10 protein-coding genes are annotated in these 12,737 nt (G+C 67.0%); 7 read left to right on the top strand and 3 right to left on the bottom strand.

Features of this window, described 5'->3' with window-relative positions:
- Positions 1–46: 46 nt before the first annotated feature.
- The 3 genes from ACFTZB_RS34915 to ACFTZB_RS34905 all read right to left on the bottom strand — a co-directional run bounded on the left by ACFTZB_RS34915 (position 47) and on the right by ACFTZB_RS34905 (position 4,472).
- Positions 47–1,555, bottom strand: coding sequence for an amino acid permease (locus ACFTZB_RS34915; protein ID WP_378438801.1), 1,509 nt, complete (start codon positions 1,553–1,555; stop codon positions 47–49).
- A gap of 477 nt (positions 1,556–2,032) precedes the next feature.
- Positions 2,033–2,701 (bottom strand): DUF899 family protein, encoded by a 669-nt coding sequence (locus ACFTZB_RS34910; RefSeq protein ID WP_378438798.1) that lies wholly within the window; start codon positions 2,699–2,701, stop codon positions 2,033–2,035.
- A gap of 448 nt (positions 2,702–3,149) precedes the next feature.
- Positions 3,150–4,472: a PucR family transcriptional regulator gene (locus ACFTZB_RS34905; protein WP_378438796.1), complete on the bottom strand. Its 1,323-nt coding sequence runs from the start codon at positions 4,470–4,472 to the stop codon at positions 3,150–3,152.
- 199 nt (positions 4,473–4,671) lie between these two features.
- Between ACFTZB_RS34905 and ACFTZB_RS34900 the strand changes: the two genes are divergently transcribed.
- From ACFTZB_RS34900 to ACFTZB_RS34870, 7 genes are all read left to right on the top strand, one after another.
- On the top strand, positions 4,672–5,244 hold the full coding sequence (locus tag ACFTZB_RS34900) for a VOC family protein (protein WP_378438794.1): 573 nt from the start codon (positions 4,672–4,674) through the stop codon (positions 5,242–5,244).
- Positions 5,245–5,331: 87 nt separating this feature from the next.
- A complete protein-coding gene (locus ACFTZB_RS34895; RefSeq protein WP_378438792.1) occupies positions 5,332–6,219 on the top strand; it encodes a fumarylacetoacetate hydrolase family protein in 888 nt (295 codons plus the stop codon).
- Positions 6,212–7,978 (top strand): FAD-dependent oxidoreductase, encoded by a 1,767-nt coding sequence (locus ACFTZB_RS34890; RefSeq protein ID WP_378438790.1) that lies wholly within the window; start codon positions 6,212–6,214, stop codon positions 7,976–7,978. Before ACFTZB_RS34895 ends, ACFTZB_RS34890 begins: the two co-directional genes overlap by 8 nt.
- A 145-nt stretch (positions 7,979–8,123) precedes the next feature.
- Entirely contained in the window at positions 8,124–10,460 is a 2,337-nt protein-coding gene (locus tag ACFTZB_RS34885) for a pyruvate dehydrogenase (protein WP_378438788.1), read from the top strand.
- An 18-nt stretch (positions 10,461–10,478) separates the two neighbouring features.
- Positions 10,479–11,537, top strand: a complete 1,059-nt coding sequence (locus tag ACFTZB_RS34880) for a 2-oxo acid dehydrogenase subunit E2 (RefSeq protein WP_378438786.1) — start codon at positions 10,479–10,481, stop codon at positions 11,535–11,537.
- Positions 11,534–11,878, top strand: a complete 345-nt coding sequence (locus ACFTZB_RS34875; RefSeq protein WP_378438784.1) for a hypothetical protein — start codon at positions 11,534–11,536, stop codon at positions 11,876–11,878. Before ACFTZB_RS34880 ends, ACFTZB_RS34875 begins: the two co-directional genes overlap by 4 nt.
- Positions 11,879–11,987: 109 nt before the next feature.
- Entirely contained in the window at positions 11,988–12,575 is a 588-nt protein-coding gene (locus ACFTZB_RS34870; RefSeq protein WP_378438782.1) for a hypothetical protein, read from the top strand.
- Positions 12,576–12,737: the final 162 nt, after the last annotated feature.

Genomic DNA, 12,737 nt, shown 5'->3' with positions numbered 1-12,737 from the left:
GGGACCGCCGGTGCGGTCCCTGCCCCTCTTCGGGTGAAGCAGTGTGTCAGTGTTGCTCGCGTGTCACGACTCCGACGAGTTGTTCCGCCTCGGCACCCGTGGCGGCCGATTCCGGGGCCGATTCCGCGGGCGGGGTGACGGCGTCGAGACGTTCGGCGCTGGTGCGGCTGCGCCGGCGGAACTCGTAGCCGATCAGGATGAAGGCCAGAGTCACCACACTCAGCCAGAACTGCGAACGGGTGGTGGGGAGCACGGCCATCGCGGCGATCACGGTCCCCATCAGCGCGATGGTCGCGTAGCTGAGCCAGGGGAACAGCCACATCTTCAGGCTGAGGGCCCCGGGATCCTGCGCCTCCAGCTTCCGGCGGAGCGCGACCTGGGAGATCGCGATCATGAGGTAGACGAACAGCGCCACGGCGCCGTACGAGTTGACCAGGAACGAGAACACGAGATCCGGGGAGACGAACGCCGCGATCACCGACGCGTACCCGATCACCGTCCCGGCGAGGATGGCGCGCCGGGGCACTCCGCCACCCGACAGGCGGGTGAACATGTGCGGGGCGTCTCCGTTGCGGGTGAGGGCGAAGAGCATCCGCGAGGACGTGTACAGGGCGGAGTTCAGGCAGGACAGCACCGCGGTGAGGATGACGACGTTCATGATCGTGGCCACCCCGGGAATGTGCAGGGCGGACAGGGCCGCCGCGTAGGGGCTGACCCCGACGGCTTCGGCGCTCCACGGCACCACGGCGACGACCACGAAGATGGATCCGACGTAGAACGTGATGATCCGGACCACGATGGAACGCATCGCCCGGGCGACGGCCTTCTTGGGTTCCGCGGACTCGGCGGCCGCGATGGTCACGATCTCGGCGCCGGTGAAGAACGCGACGCAGGGGACGACCGCGGCGAGCACCGCACCCCAGCCGAGCGGAGCGAATCCGCCGTGATCGACGAGGTTCGCCACGCCGGGGGTCGAGTCCGGCCACAGTCCGGTGATCCACAGGGCACCCAGACCGAGAAAGAGGACGATCGCGATCACCTTGATCGACGAAAACCAGTACTCGAACTCGCCGAACGACCGCGCCGACACCAGATTGGTGCAGGTCAGGATGACGAGAAGGCCGAGGCTGAGGATCCACAGCGGCGCGGACGGCAGGTAGAGCTGGAGTATTCGACCGCCGGCGATGGCTTCGACGGCGACGACGATGACGAAGAAGTACCAGTACATCCAGCCGACGGAGAATCCGGCGCGATTGCCGAGCGCTTCCCTGGCGTACACGTAGAACGATCCGACCACCGGCTTGGCCACGGCCATCTCCGCCAGCATCCGCATGATCAGGAGCGTGATGACCCCCGCGATGAGAAACGACACGATTGCCGCCGGGCCCGCGCTCTCGATGACGACACCGCTGCCGACGAACAATCCGGCACCGATGACGCCGCCCAGGGCGATGAGGTTCATGTGCCGTTTCTTCAGGCCCTTTCCGAGCCCGGACTCCTGGCCATTGTCTTGGTCGGAGTCCTGGGATTGGGCCGGGGGTGGTGTTGCAGTCACGTTTTCCTCCACTGTGCGCTGACCGGAAACGTCAGGTCGCCATCGCGATCCGGGTCGGATCACCGGCGGTTGGAACGGAGAACAGTGCCGGCGGAGAAAGGGGGAGACGGTCCACCGCGAACTGAACTGTTGATGTGATGCACAACACTGTATGGAGCGTGCCGTGGGGAGCACAGTGCCAGTTCCGGAGCGCCTCTGAGGTCCAGATTGTGAGGTTTGTGTAGGGTCTGTCGTTCCGCGACGGACGATCGGCACGCCTTGGTACGCCCGTCAGGAGTGATTGGCGATCCCGTGAGCCGATCCGCTCGCGGGACGGGTGGGGGACTCGACGTTCGGACGAACCGTCCTTTCATCGTTCGGTTTGTGCGACGTTCCCGCGTGATGGCGGAGCGAGACTGCCGGTACGCGTGGGGGCGCTCCCCGGACCCACCCGGCCCTATTGGATTGTGTCGGCTCGGGAACTGGTCCCGGCGTCGGCTAGTGACACCGGTGAGGTCCGGGCGGTGGCTCAGTCGCGGCGGTTCCGAGGTAGTCGGAGCGTCCAGCCTCGAGCCGCGACCACTGGGCGATGGGACGTCCGTTGGTCCGATACTGGTCTTCGTTGCTGTCCCACCCGATCGGCCAGCCCGCGGGCGAGTCCTCCCAGGCCTCCTGACGCCCGTAGACGGTCAGGTCCAACAGAGCCCAGCTGTAGTCCATCACCTCGGCGCCGCGGCGGTTGGTCCAGTAGGTCTCGAAGACGCGGTCACCCTCCCGGAGGTAGCACACAAGGTGGAACAAGCCGATCTCGCGACCGACGAGGAGCGTGTGGAGGGAGGGCTGCGCTGAGTACCAGGGGATGTCCCAGCCCATGAAGTCGCGGTACCGGACGCTCTCGTCGTACGACACCTGCGGCTCGCCCCCCGCGACAGCGGTGTTGCGCCCTTGGCAGAAGACTGCGTAGGTGACGTCGCGGGAGTGCAGGTAGGACAGCTCGCCGACCTGGCTCGTATACACCGTGCAGCCTTCGCACTGCTCGGCCGCGGGACGGCCGGGGTTCCACATGAAATAGTAGGCGATCAGCTGTCGGCGCCCTTCGAAGGCGTCGAGCAGGGTGAGTGACCCGTGAGGCCCGATCAGCTCCAGGTTGGGGTCTATCTCAACCATCGGGAGCCGCCGCCGGGCCGCGGCGATCGCGTCGCCTTCCCGGGTGTGTGCCTTCCCGGACCCGCAAGGCATCGATTTCGGCTTGGAAGGTGGCCCGGTCGACGACCGTGGGCCGGTGTGTCGGTTCTTCCTTCATGACTGTCTCCTTGTGTTGGTTCCGGGTGTCGGCGTCGACCAACTTCTTCACGACTTCGGCCAGGTTCGCCGCCCCGGGGAACGCCGACGCCCATCTCGGCGGCAACGATGTCGGGCGCGCGCTTGTCGTGGATGAGGCCAACCGCGGGAAGTCATCGTCATCTCGCGGCTGCACAACGAATCGGGACACGTCGAGGGCCGCAGTGTGAACCGTCATCGACCTGCGCCTTTCGGTGGAGGACGACCGAAGCATGCCGATGCCATTGTCCCTCGTGACCTCGAAAGAGGGAGGGAGACCGGACAGTCGAGCAATTCACTGAGTCACCGCAGGAGTATCGCTCTCCTGCTCACCTGTCGGAGAGTCGTCGAGTGGAGGAGCGGTGGCGAGCCGGTCCCGCACCATGAGGGCCGCACGGAGTTTGGCGGTGGGGGCGCCGACGGGGTGTGCGCAGATGCTGAAGGCCTGTTGCACGCGGTAGGTGACTGTGTTGCGTGCAATATGTTCCGCAGCAGCTACTTTGGAGATGCTGCGATCCATATCGAGGTACCGGCTGAGAGTGGAGCGTAGCTCGACCATGCGTGGGTCGTCCGCCGCGAGGGCGCCGAGCTGTCGTGCGGCGAACTGTCGGGCGGCTTCCGGATCTGCCAGCAACAGCACGTCGAGTTCGACGTCTTCGTGGATCGTGGTGGTGTGCGGCGGTTCTGGGTCGAGGCGGACCAACCGCTCGACGGCCTGTGCCTCGAGGTGGCTTCGGCGGAACCCCTCGAGACCGTGGCCGAGCTGGCCGGCGACGACATGGACGTCGTCGAACTCCGGTAGTCCGGTGTGGTGCGCCTGCGCGGCCGGCGTCACGGCACCCCACGCCCAGACCGTATCCGATCCGACGGGAATCACCAATGTGGCTGCCGGTGCGCCCCAGTGGCGCAGAACCGGGTCCACCACGCTGCGCAGGTCGTGTCCGGTGAGTCCGCGTGGTGATTCGCTCCACGCAATGATTGCCACGTGCGCCGCGCCCAATGGGTAATCGAGAACCTGTTCGGCCTGGCCGTCATCGACAGGGTGGCCGTCGAGGATCTTGGTCACGAGATCGTATCGGGCGGCGGTGATGCTCGCGGTCCAGGTGTCCTGTTCGTCGAGGAATGCTGCCGCGCCGTCGCTGATGAAATCGTCCATCACCTCGAGGAGCAGGACGGAGATGCGCCGAAGTTCGGTAGTGATCTCGGTCTTCGGTGCCAGTTGGGTGGCCGCGTCGAGAAGTGCGGCACCGAGCACGGCGTACCCGACTCGGAACGAGCGCAGCAGATCGTCGAGCGCGAGGCCGCGGCGGGCGAATTGCCGGGAGATGTCGATTTCCTCGGTGCTCGACAGTGACGCCTCCGAGTCGACGAGGCCGGCGACCAGTGTCAACGCCTGCAGCGTCGTCGACGTCGTGGCGCGGCGCAGCGCCTCGGTGATCCCTCTCAACACCGGGATCTCCTGGGTGACCTTGGCGGTGATGCGGTCGCCGACCTCGATCGCCCAGTCCACGGCTCCCTCTCCGAGCTGGGATCGGACACGGTCCTCCTCGGGACCGAGCCACGCGAGTTCGGGCCCGTGGGAGCGGGCCCCGGTCAGTTCGCGGGTCCAGTGGGACACCCCGGCGTCCTTTCCTCAGATCTCGGCTTGCGGCGACCCCCGGCAGACGCATCTGGTCTCCAGACCAAATCGCGTGCTCGAGCTTGCGCCCATGGCCAGTGGTCATCCGCATCACAGTGCGTTGAAATTGTGTCACGCACCACACGTGTACTGCGTCGGACCCCTCCTCTCGGTGCACCTTCGCATGAAAGGTTCCCCCATGACCGCCACGCCCACGTTCGCCCATGTTGTACTCCAGACCAGCCGACTCGAAGAAATGCGTGACTGGTACTGCACGGTGCTCGATGCGCACGTCGTCTTCGAAGGCCACGGTCTGTGCTTCGTCACCTTCGACGACGAGCACCACCGCATCGCCTTCCTCGGCGCTCCTGTGCAGTTGGATCCGAGGTCGTCCACCGCGGCCGGCATGCATCACACCGCCTACACCTTCCCCACCCTCGACGACCTTCTCGACCGGTACGACGTCCTGAAGGAGAAGGGAATCGCGCCGAAGGTCCCGATTCAGCACGGTGTCACCACGTCGCTGTACTACCAGGACCCCGACGGCAATTTCGTCGAGCTGCAGATCGATAACTTCGCCACTCCCGACGAAGCGACGGCCTACATGCATGGCCCGGAATACGGGGACAACCCGGTCGGGGTCTCGTTCGATCCGGACCTGATGCGGCAGGCACTCGCACAGGGAATTGCGGCCCGGGACATCACCACCCACGCCTGGGCGCTGGAAACAAGCCCGGATCTCCCCGATCCGCTGGCCGCGCTGACCAGCTAGCGGCGTGGCCCGCTTCCGGCTCTGACAAGTTCCCCGGCCACCGCACCGGGGACCACCAACACAAGATTCTCATCGAAGGACATTCTTATGCGACTGGCCAACGTATCCGGCCGACTCGCGATCGTGACGGACGGTGTCGCGGTCGACGTCGAGGACGCCAGCGGCCGCCGGTTTTCCGCCGACCCTCAGGCGGTCTTCGACCGGTGGGACGAATTCACCGACTGGGCCCAGACGGTGACGGGCACCGAAGGCGCGCCTGTCGTCGCATCAACCTTGCAGGCCCCGGTGCCGCGGCCGGGCCAGATCTTCGCCGTCGGCGTCAACTACCGCGATCACGTGGAGGAAGCCGGGCTGGAGGTGCCCGAGGCGCCGTTCGTGTTCACCAAGTTCCCGGCGTCGATCACCGGCCCGTACAACGACATCGAACTGCCCGCGGGGTCGGTGGACTTCGAGGTCGAGCTCGTCGCCGTCATCGGCCGCCCTGCCCGGCATGTCGACGCGGACACAGCCTGGGACTACGTCGCCGGGCTGACGCTGGGTCAGGACCTGTCCGAGCGGGAACTGCAGCTGTCCGGTCCGGCGCCGCAGCAGTTCAACCTCGGCAAGTCCTACGCCGGCTTCGCCCCCATCGGGCCGATGCTGGTCACACCCGATGAGTTCGACGACCCCGACGACATCGAAATCGGCACGATCCTGTCCGGCCGGCAGATGCAGAAATCACGGACCCGGCACCTGATCTTCCCGATCCCCGACCTCGTCGCCTACCTGTCCTCGATTCTGCCGCTCTCACCCGGCGACCTCATCTTCACCGGAACCCCCGGCGGCATCGGCTGGACCCGGCAACCCCCACGACTGATCGGCCCGTCCGACGAACTCGTCTCCCACGCCGAAGGAATCGGAGAAATGCGCCACCACTTCGTTCTAGCCCACCCCACCACCATCACTTCCATTTCCAGGAGCGCGACCCATGTCTGATATCACTGTTCCCGTCCTCGTCGTCGGCGGAGGCGGATGTGGCATGACCACTTCCATCCTGTTGTCCGAGCACGGCATCGCCCACCACCTCATCGAACGGCACACCGGCACCTCGCCACTGCCGAAGGCGCACTACCTGAACCAACGGACCATGGAGATCTTCCGGCAGGTCGGGGTGGCGGACTCGATCTACGCGGTGGGCACTCCCACGAAGAACATGGGCAAGACCCAGTGGGTCACCTCCCTCGGCGGCGACGGCGACCTCGACGGCCGCACCCTGTTCACCCTGGAGTCCTTCGGTGGCGGCGGCCTCGAGAACAAGTACGCCGAAGACAGCCCCTGTCTGTCGAGCAACTATCCGCAGGTCCGGCTCGAACCGCTGCTGCGCGAGCACGCGGAGAGCCGGGCGCCGGACGCGATTCACTTCCACCGTGAACTCGTCTCCTTCGCACAGGACGACGACGGAATCCATGCCGTCGTGCTCGACCGCGACACCCAGGAGACCTACACCGTCCACGCCCAGTACATGGTGGCCGCCGACGGCGGCAAGACCGTCGGCCCGTCGCTCGGGGTGCAGATGGAAGGCCCCAGCGGAATCCTGGACATGGTCAGCACCCACTTCACCGCCGACCTGTCCCGGTACTGGGACGACGACGTCCTGATCACCTGGCTGCTCAACCCCGAAGGCGCCGGTTCGTGGAGCAGCGGGGCACTGGCCGCGATGGGCCCGACGTGGGGCAAGCACTCGGAAGAGTTCGTGCTGCACTTCACCTTCCGGCCGGACGACCCGGCCCGATTCGACGAAGAGGCGATCGTTCCGCGGCTGCGGGAGCTCCTCAAGCTGCCCGACCTCGAGGTTCAGGTGCACAAGGTCAGCCACTGGATCCTCGAGGGCGTCCTCGCCGACAGATATCAGGTCGGTCGCGTCTTCCTCGCCGGCGACGCCGCCCACCGTCATCCCCCGACCACCGGACTCGGCCTGAACACCGCCATCCAGGACGCGCACAACCTGGCGTGGAAGCTGGCCGCAGTGATCAACGGCGACGCCGCCCCCGCCCTGCTCGACACCTACGAGCCCGAACGGCGGCCGGTGGGCATGCGCAACGTCGACTGGGCCATGTTCACCTTCCTCAACCACATGGTCATCGACGCCGGCATCGGCCTGATCCCCGGACAGCCCCTCGACGCGCAGATCCAGGCATTCGAGGCCTACTTCTCCGACACCCCGATGGGTGCGACCCGCCGAGCCAGGGCCGCACAGGTCGTCGACACCCAGCGCACCGAATTCCAGGCCCACGACCTCGAAATCGGGTTCTCCTACCGCGAAGGCGCACTCGTTCCGGACGGCAGCGACGCGCCGCCACGCGATGCGATGGGCGGCATCTATTACCCCACCACCCGCCCCGGGCACCGACTTCCGCACGCCTGGATCCACACCGAGGGTCAGACGATCTCCACCCACGACCTCACCGAGAACGATGCCTGCTTCGTGCTCATCACCGGCGCCGACGGCGAGGCCTGGTCCGAGGCCGCCGAATCTGTCCGGGACAAGTTCGGGGTCCGGGTGAAGGTGGCCCAGATCGCCGCCGGCGCCGACTTCACCGATCCATCCGGCACCTGGGACCAGATACGCCAGATCGACGACGGCGGCGCGATCCTGGTCCGCCACGACAACCATGTGGCCTGGCGCGCCACCAGCGCCGCCGCAGACCCGGTCGACGAACTGACCCGCACCTTCGGCGCCGTGTTGTCCCGCTGATCTCAACCCGGACCACCCCTCCCCGGGGGACGAGAACACTTTCACAACCCCTGGGGTGCCGGGGCCGACCTCCGCCGCGCCGAGGACCTCGGGCCGCCCACTGAACGCCGCTCACCACCCGATCCGCACGCAAGGACCGCACACCATGAACAGCCCGACCCTCAACACCCACCGCCACACCCCGCGACCCGACACCGCCACAGACACCCTGCAGCAGATCGAGAAACGGGTGTTGTGGCTGTCGACCGCAATGATTCACCACGCCAACCGGGTTCGCCCGAACCTGTCGGGGTTGAAGGTGGGTGGGCATCAGGCGTCGTGCGCGTCGATGGTGTCGATCATGACGTCGCTGTGGTTCGAGCAACTCCGGCCCGGTGACCGGGTGTCGGTCAAACCACATGCCTCGCCGGTGCTGCACGGCATCAACTACCTGCTCGGCGAACTGGACGGGAAGTATCTGACGACGTTGCGGGAGTTCGGTGGCCTGCAGTCGTACCCCAGTCGGGCGAAAGACCCCGACCCGGTGGACTATTCGACCGGATCCGTCGGGATCGGTGCGACGGCCCCGATCTGGGGTGCCATCGCCCGCCGCTACGTGAACACCCAGATCGCTTCGACAGGGACGGGCCGGCAGTACTCCCTCGTCGGGGATGCCGAACTGGACGAGGGGGCGGTGTGGGAGGCGATCCTCGACCACTCCGTCGCCGAGCTCGGGGAGATCGTGTGGATCGTCGACCTCAACCGGCAGTCCCTGGACCGCGTGGTCCCCAACATCGCCGCCGGCCGGCTCGAATCGATGTTCGCCGCCGCCGGATGGCAGGTGCTCACCGTGAAATTCGGGACCCTGCTCGAATCACTGTTCACCCGGGCCGGTGGTCCGGCGCTGCGCACCCGGATCCTGGACATGCCCAACCCCGAATACCAGCGGCTGCTGCGCTGCGACGCCGAACAGGTGCGGCGTCGTTTGCCGGGCGACGGCCCCGACGCCCCCGCGATCGCGGCCCTGATCGGCGAGTTGGACGACGACACCCTCCTCGCGGCGATCCGCAACCTGGGTGGGCACGACCTCGACGCGCTCCGGGCGGCGTACGGGCAGATCGACGACACCCGCCCCACGGTGATCATCGCCTACACCATCAAGGGCCGCGGCCTGCCCACCCAGGGGCACCCGCAGAACCACTCGTCGCTGCTGACCGTCGAACAGTACGAACAGCTCGCCGCCGAACTGGGCATGGACCCGAACAATCCGTGGGCCCGGTTCGCCCCGGACAGCACCGCCGGCCGGGTCTGCGACGCCTCCGCCGAATGGCTCTCGCGCGATCCCGTCGACCTGACAAACCCACCCGCCGTGCCCGCCGACATCGGCCGCACCCCGTCCGGCACGTCGACAACCCAGGCGGCGCTGGGCCGGGCACTGCTCGACCTGTCCCGCCAGGCCCCCGACGCCGCGAAACGGGTCATCACGGTCAGCCCCGACGTCTCCTCCACCACCAACCTGGCCGGGTGGCTGAACAAGGTCGGGGTGTGGTCGCCCAACGAGCGCCGCAACTGGTTCGACGACGACGCCGAAACGATCATGCACTGGCGGGAAAAGCCCACCGGACAGCACATGGAACTCGGCATCGCCGAAACCAACCTCGTCGGGCTGATGGGGGAACTCGGCGCCACCTGGAGCCGCTGGGGGCAGCCGCTGTTCCCGATCGGGGTGATGTACGACCCCTTCGTCGAACGCGCCCTCGAACCCTGGTCCTACGGCATCTACGCGGGCGGGCAGTCGATCCTGGTCGGCACCCCCTCCGGAGTCACCCTCGCCGCGGAAGGTGGGGCGCACCAGTCGATCAAGACCCCGTCGATCGGGCTGGAGCAGCCCGGGTGCGTCAGCTACGAACCCGCCTTCGCGATCGACACCGAATGGACCCTCCTCGACAGCATCTCGCGCCTCGGTCGGCCCGACGGCTCCTCGTCGTACCTGCGCATGTCGACCCGCCCGGTCGATCAGACCCTCGCCGCCGTCCCCACCGACCCGGCGGCCCGGGAGCGGCGCCGCCGCCAGGTGGTCGCCGGCGCCTACACCCTCCGGCACGCCGACAATCCGGTGGTGACGTTGGTCGGGATGGGTGCGGTGATCACCGAAACCCTCACCGCCGCAGACCGGTTGGCCGAGCAGGGCATCGCCGCTGACGTCGTGTGCGTCACCAGCCCCGGACTGTTGTTCGAGGCGGTCCAAGCCCGCCGCGGACTCGCCGACGGTCCGTCGTGGATCCTCGACCAGGTCTTCCCCGCCGACCGCGCCACCCCGATGGTCACCGTCCTCGACGGACACCCGCACACCCTCGCGTTCCTGACCGGCATCAACCACGTCCTCGGCGCCGCACTCGGGGTCAGCAAGTTCGGGCAGGTCGGATCCCTCGACGACGTCTACCGCTACCACGGCATCGACACCGACAGCATCGTCCGCGCGGCGCTCAACCTCGTCGACTGACCCAGAAAGACACCACCAATGACCACCACTGACATCGGCACCACCGTCGAGTTGCCGTCGCTCGGCGAGAACGTCACCGAGGCGACCATCACCCGCTGGCTCACATCCGTCGGCGACCGCGTCGAGGCGGGCGAGCCGCTGCTCGAGGTGGCCACCGACAAGGTCGACACCGAGATCCCCTCCCCCGCCGCCGGAATCCTTCTCGAGATCCTCGCGCAGGAAGACACGGTGGTCGAGGTGGGTACGGCGATCGCCGTGCTCGGCGAGGAGGACGGCACCGCCTCCGCGCCGGCGCCCGCCCCGGAACCGGTCCCCACTCCGGTGCCGTCTCCTACGTCGACGGTCGCGCCGACACCCCTCGGTGATCGGGTGGAGAAACTGCCGCGGATCCGCCGCACCATCGCCCGGCGCATGGTCGAATCCCTGCAGACGTCAGCGCAACTGACCACCGTCGTCGAGGTCGACGTCACCGAGATCGCCCGGCTGCGCTCCCGGGAGAAGGAGGAGTTCCACCGCCGGACCGGAGTGAAGTTGTCCTTCCTGCCGTTCTTCGTCGCCGCCGCCGTCGAGGCGCTGGGCGAGCATCCGGTGATCAATTCCTCGCTCGACGCCGACTGCACCGAGGTGACCTACCACTCGGCCGTGCACCTCGGGATGGCCGTCGACAGCGACAAGGGCCTGATGGTTCCCGTCATCCGGGACGCCGGCGAGCTGCGCATTCCGCAGCTCGCCAGGGCGATCGCCGCCTCCGCCGACAGTGTGCGGTCAGGGACGATCCTCCCCGACGACCTGTCCGGTGGCACGTTCACCATCACCAACACCGGTAGTCGTGGGGCGTTGTTCGACACCCCGATCATCAACCAGCCCCAGTCCGCCATCCTCGGGATCGGCACCGTCGTCGACCGCCTCGTCCCCACCCGCGGCGACGGAGGAGCCCTGCACATCGAGGTCCGGTCGATGGCGTATCTCTCGCTGTCCTACGACCACCGGATCGTCGACGGCGCCGACGCCGCCCGCTACCTCGGCGCGGTCCGGCAGCGACTGGAGGCCACGCGTACCGCCGAGGAGTTGCAATGAGCGGGCCCGGAAACACATCACCCGTTGGTTCCATGGGACGCGCCGCAGAGGCCACGCGACTCGTCAACCATGCCCTGCAGTGGGAGCCCTACGGAGGAGGCGACGAGTACATCCTGCCGGAGTTTGGAATTCCACCGCAGACCTACTACAGGCGAATACTTCGTCTTCTGCAGTCCGTCCACGCCCCACGACTCGAAGCGATCGATCGCCAAAAGATCGTCGCCATCTGCCTGCGCAAGCTTGGGATACCCGATGCCACCCCAGGGGCCGAGATCCGCATCGGCGCGTTGTCATATGACACCCTGAACGCCGATCGGAGAGCCTCGAAAGATCAACCATGACCGCAACGAGCGGGCTGCACGGTCCCGGTAGCCGCGTCCAGTGAGGGATCGCGGTCTGGCACGTGCTCGACGCTTCCAGCACGAACGCCAGAACGGTCACACTGGTCGAATGAGCATCACACGGTGTGTCGATCTGTCGGCCGCGCGCTGGCTCGAACAACGAGACGAGGACTGGCGCCGGTTGGCGGGTCGGGGGCCGGTCGCCTTCGACAAGTACGCACGCTTACGGTTCGTCCCAGACCCGACCTATCCGGTACAAACGGAAGGCGATGCCCAACGCGACCCGGAGGGGCTGTCCGACAACGAACAACTCGGGGTTGTGCTGGCCGAGCTCGCCCGCTATACAGGCACGCCTGATGACTGCTACTTCTGCATCTGGGACGGGTGGCCGAGCTTCACCGCCAACGATCCGACGCCGAAGATCTCGATCCCGAACCGCGACTACTTCCTGTTCCACGGCACCCTTGGAGACGTCGCCGACTGGGACGCCCAGATCAAGACACTGCTGAATGACATTGAAGCACCTACCCCCGCGTTCGTGTGGCCAGCCGATCACGCGTGGTGCGTGACCCGCGACGTCGATCCTCATTTCGCGTCGATCGGCGCAAGCCCGGACGCGATCGATCGGATCGTGGCCGAGCCGCGTGTCGACGTCGTCGTCGACGATCCCGACACCGAACCCCCGTACTACTCCTGAGTGAAAGCCACCTTCTTGGTGGATCGACCAGGTCGAGGCGGGGATTGAATTGGAATGGACCGGTTGAGGATCCGCTTGCGACATCGCTCCGCCGAGCGAGCCGGCTCAATCGGCAAGCCCGAGAAATACCACAAGTGCGCGGTCCAGCCGAACCAGATCGGC

The organism is Rhodococcus sp. NPDC057014 (assembly GCF_042673295.1).
GTDB lineage: Bacteria > Actinomycetota > Actinomycetes > Mycobacteriales > Mycobacteriaceae > Rhodococcus_F.
Note: the sequence above shows the minus strand (reverse complement) of the source record. Positions and strands in the feature narration are given on the sequence as shown.